This window comes from Streptomyces sp. NPDC001532 (assembly GCF_040298625.1).
Classification (GTDB): domain Bacteria; phylum Actinomycetota; class Actinomycetes; order Streptomycetales; family Streptomycetaceae; genus Streptomyces.
In genome coordinates this window covers 92,804-115,252 of sequence record NZ_JBEPAL010000021.1, presented here as the reverse complement: position 1 = coordinate 115,252, position 22,449 = coordinate 92,804, and the positions used below count along the sequence as shown (strand labels likewise).

The window sequence follows — 22,449 nt, the reverse complement described above, 5'->3', positions numbered from 1 at the left end:
GGGGGCGCACAGATCATCCGCAGGCGGGGGAGAGGGGCCTGGGCCATGGACCGTGGCACCGACCGGGCGGCGCCCGCCGGGCAGCCGGCCGGGAGGACCGAGGGGGCGGACGGCCCCGCCACCGGCCGCTTCCCGCTCGCGGTGGTCGTCGTCGACCGTGACGGCCTCGTCTCCCACTGGAGCGGCGGCGCCCGACGGCTGTTCGGCACCGCCGCCGACGCCGCGATCGGCCGCCCGGCCACCGACCTCCTCCCGGTCACCGGCGCGCTGGTGGACGACGACGAGCGATACGGGCCGTACGCCCGCTACGACATCCCAGGACCCCGCAAGGAGACCTCCCTCGACCCGCTCGACGGCGGTTCCTCCCACCCGGCCGCGGGCCGCGCCCGCCTCACCGTGCCCGCCGGGGACCGCGTCGACGTCCTGTGGTGGGCCTACCCGCTGCTCGGACCCGGCCCCGGGCGGCTGCTGGTGCTGGCCGCCGACGCGGCCCGGCTGCGCCCGCGCGGCACCGAAGAGGGGGAGGGCGCCGCGGCCGTGGCGCGGATCGTCCCCGGCTTCGCCCCGCACACCGACATCCCCGGCGCCGCGGAACCGGCCGGACGGCTGCCCGAGGTCCTGCCCGGCATGAGCGCCGCCGATCGCGCCCGCCTCGTGTCCCGCGTCCTCGAACTGGGCTGGCCGGTGCTGGAGTTCAGCCGGCCGGGGTGCGGGCCGGCGCTCGTGGCCGCGACCGGCCGGCGGTAGCCCGCGCCCACCGGATCTGCGGACGGGCCCGCGGACGGGCCGCTGGACGGCCCCGGAGCCGTCGCGCACGGCCGGGCCGCGAGGTCCGGCCGACGGTGGAACCGCCCCCGACCGCCACGGCGGCGGCGCCGTGCGCATGTTCTGGTCTGACGTGCGGCCCGCGCGTAACGTGAGGCCGCAGAAGATCCGCGGTCCGGGGGTCCGGAGTTGGGAGCACGGTGAAGATCCTCATCAGCGCCGACATGGAGGGCGCCACCGGCGTCACCTGGCCGGCCGACGTCCTGCCGGGGACGCCGCAGTGGGAGCGCTGCCGGCCGATGTTCACCTCGGACGTCCAGGCCGCCGCCCTGGGCCTGTTCGACGGCGGCGCCGACGAGGTGCTGGTCAACGAGGCGCACTGGACCATGCGCAACCTGCTCCTGGAACAGCTCGACGACCGGGTGGAGATGCTGACCGGGCGGCACAAGGCGCTGTCCATGGTGGAGGGCGTGCAGCACGGCGACGTCGACGGCGTCGCCTTCGTCGGCTATCACGCGGGCGCCGGGATGGAGGGCGTCCTCGCCCACACCTACCTCGCCAACTCCATCACCGGCGTCTGGCTGAACGACGTCCGGGCCAGCGAGGGGCTGCTCAACGCCCATGTGGTCGCGGAGCACGGCGTGCCGGTGGTGCTGGTCACCGGCGACGACGTGGCCTGCGAGGACGCGCTCGGGTACGCGCCCGAGGCGCTGAAGGTCGCGGTGAAGGACCATGTGTCGCGCTACGCCGCCGTGTGCCGTACACCGGCCAGGACCGCCGCCGACATCAGGGCGGCGGCGAAGGAGGCGGTGGCGCTCGCCGGACGACGGGATCCTGTCGTCGGTGGACCGTATACCATCGCCGTCGAGTTCGACGCCGAGCACCTGTCGGCGGCGGCCACCGTCGTGCCGGGCGTCGAGCGCACCGGTGAGCGCAAGGTGGCGTACACCAGCGAGACCATGTACGAGGGGATCCGCACCTTCAAGGCGGTCACCACCGTCGTCGCGGCCGCCGTGGAGGAGCAGTATGGCTGACCAGCGAGCGTTGGACGAGGTCGTCGCGTTCACCTCCGACCTCATCCGCATCGACACCACCAACCGGGGCGGCGGCGACTGCCGGGAGCGGCCCGCGGCCGAGTACGCCGCCGCGCTGCTGGCCGAGACGGACCTGGAGCCCACCCTCCTGGAGCGCACCCCGGGCCGGACCAACGTCGTCGCGCGGATCGCGGGCACCGACCCGTCCGCCGACGCGCTCCTCCTCCACGGCCACCTGGACGTCGTCCCCGCCGAGGCCGCGGACTGGAGCGTGCACCCGTTCTCCGGCGAGGTCCGCGACGGCGTCGTCTGGGGGCGGGGCGCCGTCGACATGAAGAACATGGACGCGATGATCCTCGCCGTGGTCCGGTCCTGGGCCCGCGAGGGCGTGCGGCCCCGGCGGGACATCGTGCTCGCGTTCACCGCCGACGAGGAGGCCAGCGCCGAGGACGGCTCCGGGTTCCTCGCCGACACGCACCCGGAGCTGTTCGAGGGCTGCACCGAGGGCGTCAGCGAGTCCGGCGCGTTCACCTTCCACGACGGCGCCGGCCGGCAGATCTACCCGATCGCCGCCGGGGAACGCGGCACCGCCTGGCTCAAGCTCACCGCGCGCGGCCGCGCCGGCCACGGCTCCAAGGTGAACCGCGAGAACGCGGTCACCCGCCTCGCCGCCGCCGTGGCCCGCATCGGCGACCACACCTGGCCGCTGCGGCTCACCCCGACCGTGCGGGCCGCGCTCACCGAACTCGCCGCGCTCTACGGCCTCGACCCCGATCTCAGCGAGGTCGACCGGCTGCTGGAGAAGCTCGGCCCGGCGGCGCAGCTGGTCGAGGCGACCGTGCGCAACAGCGCCAACCCGACCATGATGGAAGCCGGTTACAAGGTCAACGTCGTCCCCGGTGAGGCCGTGGCCTTCGTCGACGGGCGGTATCTGCCCGGCGGCGAGGAGGAGTTCCGCACCACCCTCGACGCGCTCACCGGTCCGGACGTGGACTGGGAGTTCCACCACCGCGAGGTCGCCCTCCAGGCGCCGGTGGACTCCGCCACGTTCGCCGGACTGCGCGCCGCCGTCGAGGAGTTCGCGCCGGAGGGCCATGTGGTGCCGTACTGCATGTCGGGCGGCACCGACGCCAAGCAGTTCTCCCGGCTCGGCATCACCGGCTACGGCTTCACCCCGCTGAAGCTCCCCGAGGGCTACGACTACCAGGCCATGTTCCACGGGGTCGACGAGCGGGTGCCGGTCGAGGCGCTGCACTTCGGGGTGCGGGTCCTGGACCGCTTCCTGCGGACGGCCTAGGCGGATGGGGGACGAGGTGCGGACCCTCGCGTACGGCTCCTGGCCCTCGCCGATCGACGCGGCCCTCGCCGCCGCGCACGACGGCCGGCCCGAGTACGTCGGCTTCGTCGGCGACGAGGTGTGGTGGACCGAGCCCCGGCCCGCCGAGGGCGGCCGGCGGGCCCTGGTGCGGCGGCGCGCGGACGGAACCGAGGAGGCGGTGCTGCCGTCGCCGTGGAACGTGCGCAGCCGGGTGTGGGAGTACGGCGGTCAGCCCTGGGCGGGCGCGCTGATGGACGGCCGTCCGCTGGTGGTGTTCGTCCACTTCGCCGACCAGCGGCTGTACCGGTACGAGCCCGGCGGCGGCGCGCCGCGCCCGCTGACGCCGGTGTCGTCCGTGGGCGGCGGGCTGCGCTGGGCCGATCCGCTGGTGCGGGTGAAGCACGGCGAAGTGTGGTGCGTGCTGGAGGAGTTCACCGGCGAGGGGCCCGGTGACGTCCGCCGGGCCCTGGCCGCCGTACCGCTGGACGGCTCGGCGGCCGAGGACCGGGGCGCGGTCCGGGAACTCAGCGACGGCCGGCACCGGTTCGTCACCGGGCCGCGCCTGGCACCCGACGGGCGGCGCGCGGCCTGGCTCGGCTGGGACCATCCGCGGATGCCCTGGGAGGGCACCGAACTGGTCGTCGCCGAGGTCGGGGACGACGGACGCCTCGGGCAGGCGCGGACGGTGGCCGGCGGGCCGCAGGAGTCCATCGCCCAGGTCGACTGGTCGACGGACGGCCGTCTTCTGTACACGAGCGACCGTACGGGCTGGTGGAACCTGTACCGCGACCACGAGCCGCTGTGTCCCCGGGAGGAGGAGTTCGGCGGCCCGCTGTGGAAGGTCGGGCAGCGCTGGTTCGCGCCCCTGGAGAACGGGCTGATCGCGGTCGTCCACGGTCGCGGGTCGGCCGTCCTCGGCATACTGGATCCCGAATCCGGTGACCTCGTCGACACTGCCGGTCCGTGGACCGAGTTCACGCCCACCCTCTCCGTGCACGGCGAGCGGATCGTCGCCGTCGGCGCCAGTCCGCGCAGCGCCTACGAGGTGGTCGAGCTGGACACCCGGACCGGCCGCGCCCGGGTGATCGGCGCCCCGCACGACGACGTCGTCGACCCCGCCTACTACCCCGAGCCGCAGATCCGCACCTTCACCGGCCCGGCCGGCCGCGAGGTCCACGCGCGGGTGTACCCGCCGCACCACCCCGGCTGCACCGCGCCGGCCCACGAACTGCCGCCGTACGTCGTGTGGGCGCACGGCGGCCCCACCGACCGCGCACCGCTCGTCCTCGACCTGGACATCGCCTACTTCACCTCACGCGGCATCGGCGTGGTCGAGGTCGACTACGGCGGCTCCAGCGGCTACGGGCGCGCCTACCGGGAGCTGCTGCGCGAGCAGTGGGGCGTGGTCGACGTCGAGGACTGCGCGGCCGTCGCCCGCACCCTCGCCGACGAGGGCACCGCCGACCGGGAGCGGCTGGCGATCCGGGGCGGCAGCGCGGGCGGCTGGACGGCCGCCGCCTCCCTCGCCGCCACCGACGTCTACGCCTGCGGCACGATCGTCTATCCGGTCCTGGACCTGACCGGCTGGGCGTCCGGCGGCACCCACGACTTCGAGTCCCGCTACCTCGACAGCCTGGTCGGCCCGCTCGCCGAGGTGCCCGCCCGGTACGCCGAGCGCTCGCCGGTGACCCGGGCCGACCGGATCGACGTACCGTTCCTGCTGCTCCAGGGCCTGGACGACCCGATCTGCCCGCCCGTCCAGTGCGAGCGGTTCCTGGCCCGGCTGGACGGGCGGCGGGTGCCGCACGCGTATCTGGCCTTCGAGGGCGAGGGGCACGGTTTCCGCCGGGCGCAGACCCTGGTGCGCGCGCTGGAGGCGGAACTCTCCTTGTACGGTCAGGTCTTCGGGCTGCGCACGCCCGGCGTCCCGGTACTGGAGCTGACCCGATGAAGCCACTCGTCCGGCCGCCCCGGCTCGCGCCCGGTGCGCGGGTCGCCGTCGTCGCGCCCAGCGGGCCGGTGCCCGAGGAACGGCTCCAGGCCGGTCTCGACGTGCTGCGCGGCTGGGATCTCGACCCGGTCGTCGCCCCGCACGTCCTCGACCGGCACGGCGACTTCGGCTATCTCGCGGGCACGGACGCCGACCGGGCCGCCGACCTCCAGAACGCCTGGTGCGACCCCTCGGTGGCCGCGGTGCTGTGCGCCCGCGGCGGCTACGGGGCGCAGCGGGTCGCGGATCTGCTGGACTGGGACGCGCTGCGCGCCGCCGGGCCGAAGGTGCTGGTCGGCTTCAGCGACGTCACCGCGCTGCACGAGGCGTTCGCCGTCCGGCTCGGCCTGGTCACCCTGCACGGCCCGATGGCCGCCGGGATCGACTTCATCAAGAGCGCCCGCGCCCAGGAGCATCTGAGGGCCACCCTGTTCGCGCCGGAGACGGTCCGCACGATCGCCTCCGGGGGCCGCGCCCTGGTCCCCGGCCGCGCCCGGGGCGTCCTCCTCGGCGGCTGCCTGTGCCTGCTCGCCGCCGAACGCGGCACGCCGCACGCCCGTGCCTCGGCGGCGGGCGGGCTGCTGTGCCTGGAGGACGTGGGGGAGGAGACGTACCGCCTGGACCGCTATCTCACCCAGCTCCTGCGGTCCGGCTGGTTCGACGGGGTGCGCGGGGTGCTGCTCGGCTCGTGGGAGGAGTGCGACCCGTACGAGCGGGTGCGCGCGCTGCTGGTCGAGCGGCTGGGCGGACTCAAGGTGCCGGTGGTGGAGGACTTCGGGTTCGGCCACTGCGCGGACGCGCTGACGATCCCCTTCGGCATGGCCGCCGAACTCGACGCGCCAGCCGGGACGTTGACTCTGGAGCAGCCCGCGCTGAGCTGAGCGCGGGCTCGCGCGCCCCCCGGAACGGCCCGCGCGCCGCCGGGAGCTGAACGCCCGTCATGAAACCACCGCCGCGGTGATTGACCTGCGCTGACACGTGTCACAGCATGGCTACCGGCCAGTACCCGCCGACCGGTTCGGGTTGTCCTCAGTGTGGAGGTCCATGTGCCCCGACGCGCGTCCAGATCGCGTGCCGTCCTCGCCGCCGTGCTCGGCACGGCCCTCGCCGCGCCGCTCGCCCTCACCGCTCCCGCCGCCGCGACCACGCCCTACACGGTGACCGCGCTGAAGTTCACCGTCCAGGCGGGAGACCGCAGCTGCGCGATCGACGCCGACCTCTACCGGCCCGCCGGCGTGGACCACGACCGCCCGGCCCCCGCCGTCCTCGCCACCAACGGCTTCGGCGGCAGCAAGGACGACGGCTCCACCGACGCCGTCGGCAAGGCCTTCGCCCGGCGCGGCTACGTCGCACTGGTCTACTCCGGGCTCGGCTTCGGCGGGTCCGGCTGTCTGATCTCCCTGGACGACCCGGAGATCGACGGCAGGGCCGCCGCCCGGCTGGTCGACTTCCTGGCCGGGGACCGGGCCGCCGACGACGGCACCCGGGCCGGCTTCGTCACCCTCGACCGCGCCGGCGATCCGCGCGTCGGCATGATCGGCGGCTCCTACGGCGGCGCCGTCCAGCTCGCCACCGCCGCCGTGGACCGACGCGTCGACGCGCTGGTGCCCATGATCACCTGGCACGACCTCGCCTACTCCCTCGCCCCCAACAACGCCACCGGCGCACGCAAAGTGCCCGGCGCCTTCAAATGGCAGTGGTCCAACGGCTTCTACCTGATGGGCGAGGGCCAGCCGCTGCTCCAGCCCAGCCTCGACCCGTCCCGGATCAACTCGCTCGCCTGCCTCCACTTCACCACCCGCGCCTGCGAGACGATCCGCACCCTCAACTCCGGCCGCTACCCGGCGGACCGGACCGCCGCACTCCTCGACTACGCCCACAGCGTCTCCCCGGTCTCCTATCTGCACCGCGTGCGGACGCCGACCCTGCTGATCCAGGGGCAGGCCGACACGCTGTTCAACCTCAACGAGGCGACCGCGACGTACCGGACGCTCAAGGCGCGGGGCACCCCGGTCAGGATGATCTGGCAGGCCTGGGGCCACAGCGGCGGCCTCACCGATCCGCCGGCCGGTGAACTCGACCTGAGCAGGGGCGAGCTGGAGACCAGCTACGTCGGCCGCCGCATCCTCGCCTGGTTCGACCACTACCTGCGCCACCGGCCCGTCGACACCGGTCCGGCCTTCGCCTACCACCGCGACTGGATCGGCGACCCCGACGACACCTACGCCACCGCCGACCGGCTGCCCGCCCCGACGACCACCCTGTACCTGTCCGGCGACGGCAGGCTCGTCGACCGCCGCGCGAAGGTGGCACGCGGCAGCCGCACGTACACCAACTGGCCGCTCCCCAGCAGTCATTCGGAGAGCTCGCTGGCCGGCCTGCTCGGACTGCCCGACCCGGCCCCGTACGACACCGCGGGCACCCATCTCGCCTGGACCGGTGAGCCGCTGACACGCGCCGTCACCGTCGTGGGCGCCCCCAGCGTCACCCTGAAGGTCGCCTCCCCGCGGGCCGAGCGCACCCAGGACTCCGGTGACGCCGCCGACAAGCTGGTGCTCTTCGCCAAGCTGTACGACGTCGCGCCCGACGGCGGCAGCACGCTGGTGCACCGGCTGGTCGCACCGGTGCGGGTGCCGGACGTCACCGAGCCGTTCACGGTGACCCTGCCGGGGCTCGTGCACCGGTACGAGCCCGGACACCGGTTGCGGTTCGTGGTCGCGGCGAGCGACGACGCCTACTTCGGCAACCGCGGCGTCAAACCGGTCACCGTGGTGAGCGCGCCGGACGACACCGGGGTGCTGCGCCTGCCCGTGACGGCCGGCTGAGTCACCCGGAGGGCCGCCCCGCCGTGCGGCGGCGGGGCATCGGGCCCACCCTGGTGGTATGAGCCGGAAGTCCTCCAGGCGCGTCACGTCGCCTGTCGGCAAGGACGGCGGCGTACGCCGGTCGCTGACTCCGGCCCGGGTCACCGGGCTGGTCCTCGCCGTCCTCGCCCTCGTCTTCATCTTCGAGAACACCCAGGAGACCGAGATCAGGCTGCTGGTCCCGGTGGTGACCATGCCGCTCTGGGTGGCCCTGCTCGCCACCGGGGTGATCGGCGCCCTGTGCGGGGCGCTGTTCCTCAGACGCCGCGGCTAGCCCGTCATAGGCTGTCGGAATGCCGCACACCAGTTCCCGTTACCTCGCCGAAGGCCCTCGGGTGGGCATACGCCACTTCACCCAGCAGGACGGCGCCGAGTTCACCGCCCGCGTACGGGAGAGCAAGGACCTGCACCATCCCTGGCTGTTCCCGCCGGACACCGCCGCGACGTACGCCGCCTACGCGGGCCGGCTGATCGAGGATCCGACGAAGGCGGGCTTCCTCGTCTGCGAGAAGGACGCGGCGGCCGGGCCGGGGGCCATCGCCGGGTTCATCAACATCAACAACATCGTCGGCGGCGGCTTCCAGTGCGGCGCCCTGGGCTACGGCGCCTTCGCCCACGCCGCCGGACGCGGGCTGATGCGCGAGGGCCTGGACCTGGTGATCGGACACGCCTTCGGGCCGATGCGGCTGCACCGGCTGGAGATCAACGTGCAGCCCGGGAACACGGCCTCCATCGGCCTCGCCAAGGCCCTCGGCTTCCGGCTGGAGGGCTTCTCGCCCGCCATGCTCTTCATCGACGGGGCCTGGCGCGACCACGAACGCTGGGCGCTCACCGCCGAGCAGCGGACCTCCGGCTGACCTTGCGGCCGAGGCCGAGCGACGCGAGTGCCGGCTACGGCGAGAGGTGCGCAGCTCGCTCGGCGCCGGTCGCCGCCTCGTCCTGCCGCCCGCGGGCCCTGCCGTCTCCGGGAGGCTTCTGTCTCCGGAATCCGCCCCGATCCGGTTGAAGGCCGAACTCCGCGTCGCCGACGATGGACCGCATGCGGAACACCGTCGTGCTCGACGCCCCCTCCAACCTCGGCCTGCGGCCGCCCGCCCCCGGCACCGTGCCCGGCTGCCACAAGCTGGCCGGCGCGCTGCGCGAGCAGCGGATCGTCCAGCGTCTGGGCGCCCTGGAAGGCGGGGTGGTGGTGCCGCCGCGCTACGACCGCGGCGACTGGCAGGAGGGCGACGGCGTCTTCAACGCCGCCGCGATCGCCGCCTACACCCGTAGGCTCGCCGACCGCCTGGAACGGCACGTACGCGCCGGGGACTTCCCCGTCGTCCTCGGCGGCGACTGCTCCATCCAGCTCGGCGCCTCCCTCGCGCTGCGCCGCATCGGCCGCTACGGCCTCGTCGCCGTGGACGCCTCCCCGGACTTCCGGCACCCCGGCAACTCCGACCGGATCGGCGCCGCAGGCGGCGAGGAGGTCGCGCTGGCCACCGGGCGCGGGCAGGACGACCTGACCGACCTGGAAGGGCTGAAGCCGTATCTGCGCGACGAGGACGTGCGGTTCTTCGGCATCCGCGACGCCTTCCACGACGACTGCGCCGAACTCGCCGCCCTGAGGATGCCCGTCGTCACCGTCGGCGATCTGCGGGAGTGGGGCGCGGACGCGCTCGCCCGCGCCACCGCCCAGTCCTACGAGACGCCTGCGCTGGACGGATTCTGGCTGCACCTGGACGCCGACGTCCTCGACCCGACGGTGATGCCCGCGGTCGACAGCCCCGACCCCGACGGCCTGCTCCCCGCCGAACTCGTCGCCCTGCTGCGCCCGTTGCTCGCCTCACCGCACTGCGTCGGCCTCAACGTCACCATCTACGACCCCGACCTCGACCCGGACGGCACAGCCGGAGCGCTGCTCACCGACATCGTGGTGGACGCCCTCGCCCCGCGGACGCCACCGCCCGCGTCGTGACAATGCGTTAACCGTGCCGGGCGCCGGGTACCCGGCCGTCATGGAACGCTTGGATCATCTGGAGCATCTGGACAGGCATCTGGCCGATGAGCTGGCGCAGGTCGCGCGCGAGACGATCCGCGACGAACTCCGCCGGCAGACGCGCAAGCAGCGCCGCACGGCGATGCTGTACGCCGCGTCCGGCACCGTCGCCCTCTACGCCGGCGCCGCCGTGGCGCTCGCCGCGGGGCTCGCCCTGGCGCTGGTGCTGCCCGACTGGGCCGCCGCACTGATCACCGCGGCGCTGCTCGCCGTCGTGGCCTACGCGCTGCGCAGCGCCGCCCGGCCCAAGCACCCGGACGGGCATCAGCACGGGCACCCGGACGGGCACGCCGACGCGCACACGACGATGTACGACGCCGGCAACGGCCGCACCGTCGGCGGCACCGCGCCCGCCACCCCGCCGAGCGGACTCGGCGCCCCGTACCCGCCGATGCCGTCCGTCGCCCCCCGCACCGGCGTTCCGGCGCCGCGGCGGGACGACATCGACCCGGAGAACCCGCCGCACCGGGCATGACCGCACGGCACGGCCGGACCGTGGTGGTCACCGGCGCGAGCGGTGGCGTGGGCCGGGCGACGGCCCGCGCCTTCGCCGCGCGCGGCGACCGCGTCGCCCTGCTGGGCCGCGGCCGTGCGGGGCTGGCCGCGGCGGCCGACGAGGTGCGGCCCGCGGGCGGCGAGCCCCTGGTCGTCACCGTCGACATGGCCGACGCCGACGCCGTCGAGGACGCCGCCCGGCAGGTCGTCGACGCGTTCGGACCCCTGGACGTCTGGGTCAACAACGCCTTCGCCGGGATCTTCGCCCCGTTCACCGAGATCACCGCCGACGAGTTCCGCCGGGTGACCGAAGTGACCTACCTGGGCTATGTGTTCGGCACCCGTGCCGCGCTGCGGCACATGCTGCCGCGCGACCGAGGCACGATCGTCCAGGTCGGATCCGCGCTCGCCTACCGCGGGGTGCCGTTGCAGTCCGCCTACTGCGGGGCCAAGCACGCCATCCAGGGGTTCACCGAGTCCCTGCGGTGCGAGCTGCTGCACGAGGGCACCCGGGTGCGCACCACGATGGTGCAACTGCCGGCGGTCAACACCCCGCAGTTCGAGTGGGTGCTGAGCCGGATGCCGGGACGGCCCCGGCCGGTGGCGCCGGTCTACCAGCCCGAGGTCGCGGCCCGGGCGATCGTGCACGCGGCCGGCCACGCCCGGCGGCGCGAGTACTGGGTCGGCGGCTCCACCGCGGCCACCCTGGTCGCCAACGCGCTCGCACCCGGGCTGCTCGACCGCTACCTGGCCCGGACCGGCTACGACGCCCAGCAGGAGCGGGGGCCGCGCGAGGGCGCCGGGAGCGGCGGGAACCTGTGGGGCCCGGCCGACGGCCCGCGCGGCCGGGACTTCGGGGCGCACGGCCGTTTCGACCAGGAGTCGCACGCCGACAGCCCGCAGCAGTGGCTGTCCCGGCAGCGCGGGCGGATGGGCGCGGCGCTCACCCTCGCAGCGGGACTGCTCGCGGCGCGCCGACTGGGCCGCCAGGGCCGCTCGGCGCGCCGCTGAGCGGCATGCTCAGGCCTCCTGAGCGCCATGCTCAGGAGGCCTGAGCGCCGTGTTCAGGCGCCGGGGAGCCGCGGCAGCACCTTGGTGCGGTAGAAGTCGAAGAAGCCGCGCTGGTCCGGGCCGATCTGGTTGACGTAGACCCGGTCGAAGCCCGCGTCGGCGAAGGCGGTCAGCGCGGCCACATGCTCGTCCACGTCGTCCCCGCACACCCCGTTCTCCGCCACCATCTCCTCGGTGACCAGCGGCTGAAGCTGCTCGAAGTGGCGCGGTGACGGCAGCACCTGCCCCATCTCGCCGGGCAGGAACTCGTTGGACCACAGCCGCCGCACCGTGCGCACGGCCTCGTCGCGGTCCGGCCCGTAGCAGACCTTGGTGCCGCCGCTGACCGGCTTGGCACCGCCGCCGCCCTTGCGGTACTGCTCCACCATGTCCGCCTCGGGCATCATCGTGATGTAGCCGTCGCCGACACGCGCCGCCAGCGCGGTCGCCTTGGGGCCGAAGCCGGAGATGTCGATCGGGACGGGCTCGTCCGGGACCGTGTAGAGGCGGGCGTTCTCCACCGTGTAGTGCGTGCCGCGGTGGCTGACCTCCTCGCCGGAGAACAGCCGGCGCATGATCAGGATCGCCTCCTCCAGCATTTCCATGCGGATGTCCGCGGGCGGCCAGGTGTGGCCGAGGATGTGCTCGTTCAGCGCCTCGCCGGTGCCCACTCCGAGCCGGAACCGGCCGCCGGTCATCACCGCGCTGGTCGCGGCGGCCTGCGCCACCACCGCCGGGTGGATCCGTACCGTCGGACAGGTCACCGCCGTCTCGATGGGCAGTGACACGGCCTGGGAGAGCGCGCCGATCACCGACCACACGAACGGACTCTGGCCCTGCGCGTCGTTCCAGGGGTGGTAGTGGTCGGAGATCCACAGCGACTGGAATCCGGCCTGCTCGGCCATCCTGGCCTGTTCCACGAGGTCCGCGGGGCCGAATTCCTCGCAGGAGAGGAAGTAGCCGTACTCGGGCATGGGGGGTACCTCCGCGACGGAGCGGCTGGGGTGGGGGTCCGGCACCGAGTACCCGGCGGCCGGGGGCGGAACCGCGGGACGTTTGACCGGCCATGCCAGGGGGACGCGGAAGGCCCGTACGGGACGACCCGGGGAGCACCCCCAGGGGAGGACCCGTACGTCCTCGTCCGTGCGCGACCCTGCCGGAGGCGCCCCGTGAGCCGACCCCGCATCGTGATCGTCGGTGCCGGTTTCGCCGGCTACCGGGCGGCCCGCGAACTGTCCCGGGCCGCCCGGGACAAGGCCGAGATCACCCTGCTGAACCCGACCGACCACTTCCTGTACCTGCCGCTGCTGCCCCAGGTCGCGGCGGGGATCCTGGAACCGCGCCGGGTCACCGTCTCCCTCTCCGGCACCCTGCCCCGGGTACGGCTGGTGCTCGGCGAGGCCGACCGCGTCGACCTCGACGCACGGACCGTGCGCTACACCGACCCCGAGGGCGGCGGCGGAACCCTGGAGTACGACCGGCTGGTCCTCGCCGCCGGCAGCGTCAACAAGCTGCTGCCCGTCCCCGGCGTCGCCGAGCACGCGCACGGCTTCCGCGGCCTGCCCGAGGCGCTGTACCTGCGGGACCACGTGACCCGGCAGGTGGAACTCGCCGCCGGCTCCGACGACCCGAGGAGCCGCGCGGCGCGCTGCACCTTCGTCGTGGTCGGCGCCGGGTACACCGGCACCGAGGTCGCCGCGCACGGCCAGGCCTTCACCGACGCGCAGGTCCGCAGGCACCCGCTGCGGGAGGGCCTGCGGCCGCGCTGGATCCTGCTGGACGTCGCGCCACGCGTCCTGCCCGAGCTGGACGAGCGGCTCTCCCGCACCGCCGACCGGGTGCTGCGGCGACGCGGTGTGGACGTGCGCATGGGGACGTCCGTGAAGGAAGCCACGCACGGCGGAGTCCTGCTGACCGACGGCGAGTACGTCGAGACCCGCACCCTGGTGTGGTGCGTCGGGGTGCGGCCCGACCCGCTGGTCGCCTCGCTGGAACTGCCGCTGGAACGCGGCCGGCTGCTCGTCGACCCCTACCTCCGGGTGCCGGGCCGGCCGGAGGTGTTCGCCTGCGGCGACGCGGCCGCCGTGCCGGACCTGGAGAAGCCGGGGGAGTACACGCCGATGACCGCGCAGCACGCCTGGCGGCAGGGCAAGGTGTGCGCCCGCAACGTCGCCGCCTCGCTGGGCGCGGCGCGGCGGCAGGCCTACCGGCACCGCGACATGGGGTTCGTGGTGGACCTCGGCGGGGCCCAGGCCGCCGCCAACCCGTTCGGCGTGCCGCTCTCCGGGCCGCTCGCCGGAGCGGTCACCCGCGGGTACCACCTGGCCGCGATGCCGGGCAACCGGGTGCGGGTGGCCGCGGACTGGTTCCTCGACGCGGTACTGCCGCGGCAGGCGGTGCAGTTGGGGCTCGTACGGTCCTGGGCGGTGCCGCTGGACACGGACGCGCCGGAGCTGGTGCGCCGCCCGCAGGGACCGGGAGGCGGGGGAGGAGGCAGCGGGGGCGAAGGGGGCGCGGGTACGGAAGCCGGGAGGCGGACCGTGTCGGAGAACACCGAGAACACCGAGAACACCGAGAACATCGAGCACGCCCAGCACACCAACGCCGAGCACGCCCAGCACACCGAGCACACCAAGAACGCCGAGCACGCCGAGAGCGCTGCGAACGCCTCGCGCCGGAGCCGGCCGCTCGGGGCCGTGGTGGAGAGTGACGCCGAGTGGTCCGGGGTCGCCGGGCCCTTCCTGGACGCCGAGACACCCGGCCCCGTCGGTTCCGCCGGGATCGAACCGTCCGGCCCCGCCGAGACGGTGACCGGCGCGGAGGATTCGAGCCCGGCCGAGCCGCGCGCCGACCGCCCGCCGCGGCGGCCCGGTCCCGCCGAACCGCGCGCCGACCGTGAGCCGCCGGGTCCCGCGGACTCCGGTGCCGGAGGCGAGCCCCCCGGCCCCGTGCGGCGGCCCGACACGGCCGCCGACCCCCGTGCCGACCGCGAACCTCCCGGTCCGGCCGGGCAGGCCGAAGCCGGTCCCCACCGCACCGGCCCCGAGCCGCCCGGTCCGGTCAAGGCGTCCGACCTGCCCGACGACCGTTTCCTCGAACCGCCCGCCGAAGGAGAGCGATGAACACCCCTGAACTCGTCGAGCTGGGACAGCAGTTGCGCGTGGACAGCGTGCGGGCCGCGGACGCCGCGGGCTCCGGGCACCCCACGTCCTCGATGTCCGCCGCCGACCTGATGGCCGTCCTGCTGGCCAACCACCTGCGTTACGACTTCGACCGCCCCGCGCACCCCGCCAACGACCGCTTCATCCTCTCCAAGGGCCACGCGTCCCCGCTGCTGTACTCGGCGTACAAGGCGGCCGGCGCCCTCGACGACGAGGAGCTGCTGACGTTCCGCAAGGCGGGCAGCCGGCTGGAGGGGCATCCGACGCCGCAGCGGCTGCCGTGGGTGGAGACGGCCACCGGATCGCTGGGCCAGGGGCTGCCGGTCGGTGTCGGAGTCGCGCTGTCCGGCAAGCGGCTCGACCGCACCGACTACCGGGTGTGGGTGCTGTGCGGGGACAGTGAGCTGGCCGAGGGTTCGGTGTGGGAGGCGGCCGAGCAGGCGGGCCACGAACACCTGGACAACCTCGTCGCGATCGTCGACGTGAACCGGCTCGGCCAGCGCGGCCCGACCCGGCACGGCCACGACCTCGACGCCTACGCCCGCCGCTTCCGGGCCTTCGACTGGCACACCATCGAGATCGACGGCCATGACGTCGACGCGATCGACCGCGCCTACGGCGAGGCGGTCTCCACCCTCGGCCAGCCCACCGCGATCCTCGCCCGCACCCTCAAGGGCAAGGGCGTGGACGGCGTCGAGGACCGGGAGGGCCTGCACGGAAAGCCGCTGCCGGACGCCGAGGAGGCGATCGCGCAGCTGGGCGGGCGGCGTGAGCTGACCGTCCAGGTGCACGAGCCGCCGGCCGCCCGCAAACTGCACACCGTGCGCGACGGCGTGGACGTCGACCTGCCGCGGTGGGACCGCGGCGGCGACGAGGTCGCCACCCGCGACGCCTTCGGCAAGGCGCTCGCCGCCCTCGGCACCGCCCGCGACGACGTGGTCGCCCTGGACGGCGAGGTCGGCGACTCCACCCGCACCGAGTTCTTCGCCAAGGAGCATCCCGACCGCTTCTTCGAGTGCTACATCGCCGAGCAGCAGATGGTGGCCGCCGCGGTGGGCCTGTCCAGCCGCGGCTGGGTGCCGTACGCCTCGTCCTTCGCGGCCTTCCTCACCCGCGCCCACGACTTCGTGCGCATGGCCGCGGTCAGCGGCGCCGGCCTCAATCTGGTCGGCTCGCACGCCGGTGTGGCGATCGGACAGGACGGGCCCTCGCAGATGGGTCTCGAGGACCTGGCGATGTTCCGCGCGGTGCACGGCTCGACCGTGCTCTACCCCTGCGACGCGAATCAGACGGCCCGCCTGGTGGCCGCCATGGCCGACCTGGACGGCATCCGCTATCTGCGCACCTCGCGCGGCAAGAGCCCGGTGATCTACGGGCCCGACGAGGAGTTCCCGGTCGGCGGCAGCAAGGTGCTGCGCTCCTCGGAGCGGGACCGGCTCACCCTGGTCGCGGCCGGGGTCACCGTCCCCGAGGCGCTGGCCGCCGCCGACCTCCTCGACCAGGAGGGCATCCGGGTGCGGGTCGTCGACCTGTACTCCGTCAAGCCGGTCGACCGGCTGACGCTGCGCCGGGCCGCCGAGGACACCGGCTGTCTGCTCACCGTGGAGGACCACCACCCGGAGGGCGGCCTCGGGGACGCCGTCCTCGACGCCTTCCTCGACGGGCGCCCCATGCCGCGCCTGGTCCGCCTCGCCGTCCGTACGATGCCGGGCTCCGCCTCGCCCGAGGAGCAGCTGCACACCGCCGGCATCGACGCCGAGTCGGTCGCGGCCGCCGTCCGCCTGCTGGTGGAGCAGGCTGTGGTGCCGTGAGCGGTACCGAGGTGCGTACCGTGCGCGCGGGCCGCCGTACCGTCGAGGTACGGCGGCCCGGCAAGGTGTTGTTCCCCGGCGGCGAGGGACAGGCGGAGTACACCAAGGGCGATCTCGTCGACTACTACCGGTCCGTCGCGCCGTTCATGCTGCCGCACCTGCGGGGCCGTCCGCTGATGCTGGAGCGGCACCCGGACGGCCTCGGCGGGCCTCGCTTCATGCAGAAGAACACCCCGGACAGCTACCCGGACTGGATCACCCGCGTCGAGGTGCCCAAGGAGGGCGGCACGGTCCGCCACCCCGTCTGCGACGACTCCGCGACCCTCGTGCACCTCGCCGACCAGGCCTGCCTCACTCTGCACCGCTGGCTGTCACGCACCGGCCGGCTGGACCGGCCCGACCGGCTGGTCTTCGACCTCGACCCCTCCGGCGACGACTTCGCCGCGGTCCGCGAGGCGGCCGGACTGCTCGGCGAGCTCCTCGACGAACTGCGGCTGCCCTCCGCGCTGATGACGACCGGTTCGCGCGGCCTGCACGTGATCGTGCCACTGAACGGTCATCACGACTTCGACGAGGTACGGGAGTTCGCCCACGACGTCGCGCGGACGCTGGCCGCCGGGCATCCCGACCGCCTCACCACGGCCGCCCGCAAGAAGGACCGCGGCGACCGCCTCTACCTGGACGTCCAGCGCAACGGCTACGCGCAGACCGCCGTCGCCCCGTTCTCCGTGCGCGCCCTGCCCGGCGCGCCCGTCGCCGTCCCCGTCGCCTGGGACCAGTTCGGCGCACCGGACTTCGGACCGCGCCGCTGGACCGTCGCCGACGCCCTCGAACAGGCCCGCGCCAACCCCTGGGCGGGCGTGCTCGGCAGGGGCCGCGCCCTCGGCCCGGCCCGGCGCGCGCTGGACGCGCTGCGCGGCTGACGGACGTACGTCCATGTTCGTCCGCATATGCCCTACACCCTTATGCGCCACCGCGCAATCCGAAGGTTTGGCCAGAAGGGGAGCGGCCACCCGAAGTGCGAGGTGGCCATGTCGAACACAAAACGCACATCACAGTCGCAGGATTCACAGGACTCCCACACGGAGGAGGCGCACCCGGTGGACGACCGGCCGAGCCCCATGCAGGTGCTGCGCGAGGCGCGCGCCCAACTCGAGGAGCTCACCGGCATGGTCGCCGAATCGGTGTCGTCGTTCGAACAGACCGACGACGGCTGGTCCTTGGAGGTCGAAGTCCTCGAACTCGAACGGGTTCCGGACACGATGAGCCTGATGGCGAGCTATCAGGTGGAGCTCGACGCCCAGGGGCAGCTCACCGGCTACCGGCGCGTGCGCCGCTACGAACGCGGGCGGGCCGACGCACGGTCCGGCGGCCGCTAGGCCGCCCACCGCCCGCGCACCCAACACCCCAGCAGAGAAGGAGGACCGGTCGCCATGACCGTTGTCCCGGCACAGCAGACCGGCTCGGGGGGCGGCTCCAGCGGCCTCTACGACGTCCTGGAGCTCGTGCTCGACCGAGGGCTCGTCATCGACGCCTTCGTCCGGGTCTCCCTGGTCGGTATCGAGATTCTGAAGATCGACGTACGAGTCGTCGTCGCCAGCGTCGACACCTACCTGCGCTTCGCCGAGGCGTGCAACCGCCTCGACCTGGAGTCGGGCCCGCGCAAGAGCCCCGGCCTGCCCGACGTCGTCGGCCAGATCACCGAGTCCGGCGCCCGCGGCAAGTCCAAGGGGGCCCTGTCCGGCGCCGCGCAGACCATATCCGACGCCTTCAAGCAGGCGCGTGACGACGAATCCGAGCCGGAGCCCAAGTCCCGCACCCGCAGGACCACCACCTCCCGCCGGAAGGAGGAGCAGGAGTGAGCACCTACGTCTACGGCATCGCCGCGAGCTCCCATGCCGCGCTGCCCGACGGTATGGACGGCGTCGGCGACCCGGCCCGCCCCGTGCGGATCCTGCGCGAGGGTGGACTCGCCGCCCTCGTCAGCGACGCACCCGAGGGACTGCGGCCCAAGCGCCGCGACCTGATAGCCCACCAGAACGTGCTCGCCGAGGCGGGTGCCGCGGGCGCCGTGCTGCCCATGCGGTTCGGCAGCGTCGCCACCGACGACGAGGCCGTCACCGGCGTCCTCGCCGAACGCGCCGCGCACTACCAGGAGCGGCTGCGCGCCCTGGACGGCAGGGTCGAGTACAACGTCAAGGCCTCCCACGTCGAAGAGGCCGTGCTGCACCACGTGATGGCCGAGAACACGGAGATCCGCACGCTCGCCGAGGCCAACCGGCAGTCCGGCGGCGGCAGTTACGACGACCGGCTGCGGCTGGGCGAACTGGTCGCCGCCGCGGTCCGCGCCAAGGAGACGGAGGACGCCGCCGAGGTCCGCCGGGCGCTGGAGACGGCCGCCGAGGCGGAAAGCGTCGGACCCGAGTCCACCGGCTGGCTGGTCAACGTCTCCTACCTGGTGGACCGCGAGGAGGCCGAGTCGTTCCTCGCGGCCGTCGAGCGGGCCCGCAAGAGCCTGCCGCACCTGGACGTGCGCCTCAACGGGCCGCTGCCGCCGTACAGCTTCGTCGAGCCCGGCCCGGCCAAGTCGGCCGAGGGCGAACCCGCGGGCAGCGCGGCCGGTGGGCTGAGCACGGGGGAGTGAACCCGTGGGCCTGATCGGAGAAGTGCTCATGCTGCCGTTCGCCCCGGTGCGCGGCAGCGCCTGGGCCATCAGACAGGTGCTCAGCGAGGCGGAGCGGATCTACTACGACCCCGCCACCATCCGCGCCGAACTGGGGCGGCTGGAGCAGGAGCTGGAGGCCAGGGAGATCACCGAGGAGGAGTTCGACCGCCGAGAGGACGAACTTCTCGACCGGCTGGAGAAGTCGCCGTGAAGGGCAAACTCGTGACGCTGGCCGTAGTCGTCGTGGCACGCCGACGACTGCGGCTGGCGTCCCGCCGGTTCCGGGCGAATCCGCTGGTCGCGGAGATCGAGGAGCAGCTGCGCGAGGACCTGCACGGGGTTCCCGACGCGGCGCGGGACACCCTGACCCGCTGGGGCGAGGCCGCACTCGACCGGCTCGCCGACCACCTCCACGACCGCACCCGGCTCATCCACGCCGAACTCGCCCCCCGGCCCGCCGCGCCCGCGCTCGATCCCGCGGAGGAGGAGTACGAGCCCTGGGACGACGAGGACGAGGACGAGGACGAGGACGGCGTCGAGTTGGACGGTGAGCTGCTGCCGGCGGAGGACGAGCCGGACGGCGACGAGCCCGACGTGGAGCCGCTGGACGCGGACCTGGTGGATGAGGAACTCCTGGACGAGGAACTCACCGACGACGAGGACGGCGAGGACGACCGGGACGGCGAGGACACGGAAGACGACGAGGACTTTGCGGCCGCCGAGGAAAGCGCCGCCGGGAAGCCCGTGAAGAAGGCGCCCGCGAACAAGACGGCGGCCAGGAAGGCGCCCGCCAAGAAGGCGCCCGCCAAGAAGACGGCGGCGAAGAAGACGGCGGCGAGGAAGACGGCGGCGAAGAAGACGGCGGCGAAGAAGACGGCGGCGAAGAAGGCGCCCGCGAAGAAGGCCCCGGCGAAGAAAGCCGCCGCCGGGAAGTCCGCCGCCAAGAAGACCACCGCCGAAAAGACCACCGCCGAAAAGACCACCGCCGAAAAGACCACCGCCGAAAAGACCACCGCCAAAAAGACCACCGCCAAAAAGACCGCTGCCAAGAAAGCCGCCGTGAAGCAGGCCAAGAAGGCGACCGCGAGGAAGGCCGCTCCCAGGAAGGCGCCGGCGAAGAGGTCGGCGGCGGAACGGAGTGCCAGGCGGACGGCCTCGGCGAAGGCGGCGGCACGCAACACGAAGGGAGGCGGTGACCAGTGATCGGCACGTTTCTCACGCCGGTCGGCTCCGGCGTGATCGGCGATCTCGCCCGCAGCGAGGCCGCCGACCGGCTCCGGGCGGAAGCCCAGGCATACCTGGTCGCGCAGGTCCAGCGGCTGCTGGTCGGCGTCGGCCGGGGCCTCGCCGAGACCACCGTCAAGCTCACCGAGATCGCCGAGGGCCGCAGCCCGGGATTCGCCCGGCTCGCCCTCGACACCGGCCGCAAGCTCGCCCAGGGCAAGGGCCCGGCCCGTGCCGTGCTGGAACTCGCCGCGGCCCGGCTGGTGCCCGGCCGCGGCGGCCCGGCGGCCCGCCCGCTCGTCGTCGTGGAGCAGATCGACGTAGGAGTACCCGCGGACCTCGCGTACGACGTGTGGTCCCGCCATCCGTACGCGGACGCCGGCCCCGACGAGCGGATCGTCTGGACCGCGCGCGGGCTGCGGGGCGTGGTCTCCTTCCACCGGCTCGCCGACGACCTCACCCGCGTCCTGCTGGTCGCCGAGCACCGCCCCGAGACCCGGGCCGAGCGGGTCGGCGCGCTCTGGCAGGCACCCCGGCGCCGCGCCCGGCGCGACCTCTCGGAGTTCGCCCGGCACGTCACGCTCAGCGGGGTACTCGAAGGGGACCGCCCGCGGTCCGCACCCGAAGACAACCGATCGTCCACCCGAAGGAGCCGCCGATGACCACCCCCAGCCGGCTCCCCGAGCCGTACGGCCGCGACGGCGGAGGCGCGAACCTCGCCGACATCCTGGAGCGGGTACTGGACAAGGGCGTCGTCATCGCGGGCGACATCCGCATCAATCTGCTCGACATCGAACTGCTCACCATCAAGCTGCGGCTCATCGTCGCCTCCGTCGACAAGGCGAAGGAGATGGGCATCGACTGGTGGGAGGACGACCCGGCCCTGTCCTCCCGCGCCCGCCGGGACGAACTGGCCCGGCGGGACGAACTCGCCCGGGACGAGCTCGCCCGGGAGAACGCCGAGCTGCGTGAGCGGCTGGCGGCCCTGGAAGCCGGCCGGGGGCGGGAGGAGACCACATGACCACGGGACTGCGCTACGTCTACGCGATCTGCCGGCCGTTCAGTGCCCCTCTCCAGTCGCAGCTGTCGGGCGTCGCGGGCGCCCCGCCCCGGCTGGTGCACCACCACGGCCTGGTGGCCGTGGTCAGCACGGTGCCCGAGCGGCATTTCGCCGAGGAGCCGCTGCGGGCCCATCTGGAGGACCTGGACTGGCTCACCGAGACCGCTCGCGCCCACCAGCAGGTGATCGACGCGCTGACGACGGTCACCACTCCGCTGCCGCTGCGGCTGGCGACCGTCTTCCGGGACGACAGCGCCGTCCGCGTGATGATGGAGGCCCGTGAGGACGCCTTCCGGCGCACCCTCGACCGGCTGGCCGGACGGGTCGAGTGGGGCGTGAAGATCTACACGGAGCCGGAGCCGGAGTCCGAGGAGAGCGCCGCACCGCCGCGGCAGCCCGCCTCCGGACGGGACTACCTCCGGCAGCGCCGCTCGCGGGTCCGCGCGAACGAGGACCGCTGGCAAAAGGCCGAGACTTTCGCCACCCGGCTGCACGAAACACTGTCCGCGTACGCCGAGGATTCCCGGCTGCACGCCCCGCAGAATCCCGCGCTTTCCGGCGCCGCCGGGCAGAACGTGCTCAATGCCGCCTATCTCGTGCCGCGGGACCATTCCGAGGAATTCGTGGAACTGGTCGACCGCACCAAGGACGAGGCCTCGGGAATGCGGGTGGAACTCACCGGCCCCTGGGCCGCCTACTCCTTCGTGCGGGACGTCGCGGAGGTCGCGGACGTGCAGGACGAGGGCGACGAGGACGCGGGGAGCGGGGAGGAGCTGCTGTGACCGTCGTGGAACGCCGTGAGATCGCCCTGGTCGACCTGCTCGACCGGCTGCTGGCCGGCGGGGTCGTCATCACCGGCGACATCACGCTGCGGATCGCGGACGTCGACCTGGTCCGCATCGACCTCAACGCGCTGATCAGCTCGGTCAACGAGCAGGTCCCGTCACCGTGGGAGGTATGAGCGACCGTGGGAG

Annotated in this window: 22 protein-coding genes and 2 pseudogenes; 23 read left to right on the top strand and 1 reads right to left on the bottom strand. The window is 73.8% G+C overall.

Annotated elements, in window-relative coordinates; translation table 11 throughout:
- Positions 1 to 45: 45 nt before the first annotated feature.
- The 11 genes and pseudogenes from ABT232_RS20580 to ABT232_RS20530 form a co-directional block, all read left to right on the top strand.
- Positions 46 to 702: pseudogene (locus ABT232_RS20580) on the top strand (PAS domain-containing protein); the annotation flags it as partial.
- 263 nt (positions 703 to 965) lie between these two features.
- Positions 966 to 1,799 (top strand): M55 family metallopeptidase, encoded by an 834-nt coding sequence (locus ABT232_RS20575; protein ID WP_351841869.1) that lies wholly within the window; start codon positions 966 to 968, stop codon positions 1,797 to 1,799.
- The gene (locus tag ABT232_RS20570; protein ID WP_351841867.1) at positions 1,792 to 3,096 is read left to right on the top strand and encodes a M20/M25/M40 family metallo-hydrolase; all 1,305 of its coding nucleotides are present in this window, start codon (positions 1,792 to 1,794) and stop codon (positions 3,094 to 3,096) included. Before ABT232_RS20575 ends, ABT232_RS20570 begins: the two co-directional genes overlap by 8 nt.
- 4 nt (positions 3,097 to 3,100) lie before the next feature.
- A complete protein-coding gene (locus tag ABT232_RS20565) occupies positions 3,101 to 5,068 on the top strand; it encodes a dipeptidyl-peptidase 5 (RefSeq protein ID WP_351841865.1) in 1,968 nt (655 codons plus the stop codon).
- Positions 5,065 to 5,988 carry a S66 peptidase family protein gene (locus tag ABT232_RS20560; RefSeq protein ID WP_351841863.1) on the top strand — a complete coding sequence of 308 codons (924 nt, stop codon included), beginning with the start codon at positions 5,065 to 5,067 and terminating at the stop codon, positions 5,986 to 5,988. Before ABT232_RS20565 ends, ABT232_RS20560 begins: the two co-directional genes overlap by 4 nt.
- A gap of 165 nt (positions 5,989 to 6,153) precedes the next feature.
- Complete coding sequence (locus ABT232_RS20555; RefSeq protein ID WP_351841861.1) at positions 6,154 to 7,932, top strand: CocE/NonD family hydrolase; 1,779 nt, start codon at positions 6,154 to 6,156, stop codon at positions 7,930 to 7,932.
- A 58-nt stretch (positions 7,933 to 7,990) separates the two neighbouring features.
- Positions 7,991 to 8,245 (top strand): LapA family protein, encoded by a 255-nt coding sequence (locus tag ABT232_RS20550; RefSeq protein ID WP_351841859.1) that lies wholly within the window; start codon positions 7,991 to 7,993, stop codon positions 8,243 to 8,245.
- A gap of 19 nt (positions 8,246 to 8,264) precedes the next feature.
- On the top strand, positions 8,265 to 8,828 hold the full coding sequence (locus ABT232_RS20545) for a GNAT family N-acetyltransferase (RefSeq protein WP_351841857.1): 564 nt from the start codon (positions 8,265 to 8,267) through the stop codon (positions 8,826 to 8,828).
- A gap of 182 nt (positions 8,829 to 9,010) precedes the next feature.
- On the top strand, positions 9,011 to 9,928 hold the full coding sequence (locus tag ABT232_RS20540) for an arginase family protein (protein ID WP_351841855.1): 918 nt from the start codon (positions 9,011 to 9,013) through the stop codon (positions 9,926 to 9,928).
- 40 nt (positions 9,929 to 9,968) lie between these two features.
- A complete protein-coding gene (locus tag ABT232_RS20535) occupies positions 9,969 to 10,484 on the top strand; it encodes a phage holin family protein (protein WP_351841853.1) in 516 nt (171 codons plus the stop codon).
- Positions 10,481 to 11,515 carry an SDR family oxidoreductase gene (locus tag ABT232_RS20530; protein ID WP_351841851.1) on the top strand — a complete coding sequence of 345 codons (1,035 nt, stop codon included), beginning with the start codon at positions 10,481 to 10,483 and terminating at the stop codon, positions 11,513 to 11,515. The genes ABT232_RS20535 and ABT232_RS20530 overlap by 4 nt, the downstream gene beginning before the upstream one ends.
- A 53-nt stretch (positions 11,516 to 11,568) precedes the next feature.
- Here the strand turns inward: ABT232_RS20530 and ABT232_RS20525 are convergent, their stop codons facing one another.
- Positions 11,569 to 12,528, bottom strand: coding sequence for an LLM class F420-dependent oxidoreductase (locus ABT232_RS20525; protein ID WP_351841849.1), 960 nt, complete (start codon positions 12,526 to 12,528; stop codon positions 11,569 to 11,571).
- 213 nt (positions 12,529 to 12,741) lie between these two features.
- Between ABT232_RS20525 and ABT232_RS20520 the strand changes: the two are divergent.
- From ABT232_RS20520 to ABT232_RS20465, 12 genes and pseudogenes are all read left to right on the top strand, one after another.
- Positions 12,742 to 14,676: pseudogene (locus tag ABT232_RS20520) on the top strand (NAD(P)/FAD-dependent oxidoreductase).
- Positions 14,673 to 16,526: a transketolase gene (locus tag ABT232_RS20515; RefSeq protein ID WP_351841845.1), complete on the top strand. Its 1,854-nt coding sequence runs from the start codon at positions 14,673 to 14,675 to the stop codon at positions 16,524 to 16,526. Before ABT232_RS20520 ends, ABT232_RS20515 begins: the two are co-directional and overlap by 4 nt.
- A complete protein-coding gene (gene ligD / locus ABT232_RS20510) occupies positions 16,523 to 17,449 on the top strand; it encodes a non-homologous end-joining DNA ligase (protein ID WP_351841843.1) in 927 nt (308 codons plus the stop codon). Before ABT232_RS20515 ends, ligD begins: the two co-directional genes overlap by 4 nt.
- A gap of 108 nt (positions 17,450 to 17,557) precedes the next feature.
- A complete protein-coding gene (locus ABT232_RS20505) occupies positions 17,558 to 17,905 on the top strand; it encodes a gas vesicle protein GvpO (protein ID WP_351841912.1) in 348 nt (115 codons plus the stop codon).
- A gap of 54 nt (positions 17,906 to 17,959) precedes the next feature.
- Positions 17,960 to 18,388 (top strand): gas vesicle structural protein GvpA, encoded by a 429-nt coding sequence (locus ABT232_RS20500; protein ID WP_351841842.1) that lies wholly within the window; start codon positions 17,960 to 17,962, stop codon positions 18,386 to 18,388.
- The gene (locus tag ABT232_RS20495; protein WP_351841840.1) at positions 18,385 to 19,170 is read left to right on the top strand and encodes a GvpL/GvpF family gas vesicle protein; all 786 of its coding nucleotides are present in this window, start codon (positions 18,385 to 18,387) and stop codon (positions 19,168 to 19,170) included. The genes ABT232_RS20500 and ABT232_RS20495 overlap by 4 nt, the downstream gene beginning before the upstream one ends.
- A 4-nt stretch (positions 19,171 to 19,174) precedes the next feature.
- Positions 19,175 to 19,402: a gas vesicle protein GvpG gene (locus ABT232_RS20490; RefSeq protein WP_351841838.1), complete on the top strand. Its 228-nt coding sequence runs from the start codon at positions 19,175 to 19,177 to the stop codon at positions 19,400 to 19,402.
- A complete protein-coding gene (locus tag ABT232_RS20485; RefSeq protein WP_351841836.1) occupies positions 19,399 to 20,394 on the top strand; it encodes a histone H1-like repetitive region-containing protein in 996 nt (331 codons plus the stop codon). The genes ABT232_RS20490 and ABT232_RS20485 overlap by 4 nt, the downstream gene beginning before the upstream one ends.
- Complete coding sequence (locus tag ABT232_RS20480) at positions 20,391 to 21,077, top strand: SRPBCC family protein (protein ID WP_351841834.1); 687 nt, start codon at positions 20,391 to 20,393, stop codon at positions 21,075 to 21,077. The genes ABT232_RS20485 and ABT232_RS20480 overlap by 4 nt, the downstream gene beginning before the upstream one ends.
- The gene (locus ABT232_RS20475; protein WP_351841832.1) at positions 21,074 to 21,436 is read left to right on the top strand and encodes a gas vesicle protein; all 363 of its coding nucleotides are present in this window, start codon (positions 21,074 to 21,076) and stop codon (positions 21,434 to 21,436) included. The genes ABT232_RS20480 and ABT232_RS20475 overlap by 4 nt, the downstream gene beginning before the upstream one ends.
- Entirely contained in the window at positions 21,433 to 22,257 is an 825-nt protein-coding gene (locus ABT232_RS20470) for a GvpL/GvpF family gas vesicle protein (RefSeq protein WP_351841830.1), read from the top strand. Before ABT232_RS20475 ends, ABT232_RS20470 begins: the two co-directional genes overlap by 4 nt.
- Entirely contained in the window at positions 22,254 to 22,436 is a 183-nt protein-coding gene (locus ABT232_RS20465; protein ID WP_351841828.1) for a gas vesicle protein, read from the top strand. Before ABT232_RS20470 ends, ABT232_RS20465 begins: the two co-directional genes overlap by 4 nt.
- Positions 22,437 to 22,449 lie beyond the last annotated feature (13 nt).

Excerpts from the sequence above, each read along its gene's own strand:
- ABT232_RS20570 (WP_351841867.1), top strand. The coding sequence starts at position 1,792 with ATGGCTGACCAGCGAGCGTTGGACGAGGTCGTCGCGTTCACCTCCGAC.
- ABT232_RS20565 (WP_351841865.1), top strand. The coding sequence starts at position 3,101 with ATGGGGGACGAGGTGCGGACCCTCGCGTACGGCTCCTGGCCCTCGCCG.
- ABT232_RS20560 (WP_351841863.1), top strand. The coding sequence starts at position 5,065 with ATGAAGCCACTCGTCCGGCCGCCCCGGCTCGCGCCCGGTGCGCGGGTC.
- ABT232_RS20550 (WP_351841859.1), top strand. The coding sequence starts at position 7,991 with ATGAGCCGGAAGTCCTCCAGGCGCGTCACGTCGCCTGTCGGCAAGGAC.
- ABT232_RS20545 (WP_351841857.1), top strand. The coding sequence starts at position 8,265 with ATGCCGCACACCAGTTCCCGTTACCTCGCCGAAGGCCCTCGGGTGGGC.
- ABT232_RS20540 (WP_351841855.1), top strand. The coding sequence starts at position 9,011 with ATGCGGAACACCGTCGTGCTCGACGCCCCCTCCAACCTCGGCCTGCGG.
- ABT232_RS20535 (WP_351841853.1), top strand. The coding sequence starts at position 9,969 with ATGGAACGCTTGGATCATCTGGAGCATCTGGACAGGCATCTGGCCGAT.
- ABT232_RS20530 (WP_351841851.1), top strand. The coding sequence starts at position 10,481 with ATGACCGCACGGCACGGCCGGACCGTGGTGGTCACCGGCGCGAGCGGT.
- ABT232_RS20525 (WP_351841849.1), bottom strand. The coding sequence starts at position 12,528 with ATGCCCGAGTACGGCTACTTCCTCTCCTGCGAGGAATTCGGCCCCGCG.
- ABT232_RS20515 (WP_351841845.1), top strand. The coding sequence starts at position 14,673 with ATGAACACCCCTGAACTCGTCGAGCTGGGACAGCAGTTGCGCGTGGAC.
- ABT232_RS20505 (WP_351841912.1), top strand. The coding sequence starts at position 17,558 with ATGTCGAACACAAAACGCACATCACAGTCGCAGGATTCACAGGACTCC.
- ABT232_RS20500 (WP_351841842.1), top strand. The coding sequence starts at position 17,960 with ATGACCGTTGTCCCGGCACAGCAGACCGGCTCGGGGGGCGGCTCCAGC.
- ABT232_RS20475 (WP_351841832.1), top strand. The coding sequence starts at position 21,074 with ATGACCACCCCCAGCCGGCTCCCCGAGCCGTACGGCCGCGACGGCGGA.
- ABT232_RS20470 (WP_351841830.1), top strand. The coding sequence starts at position 21,433 with ATGACCACGGGACTGCGCTACGTCTACGCGATCTGCCGGCCGTTCAGT.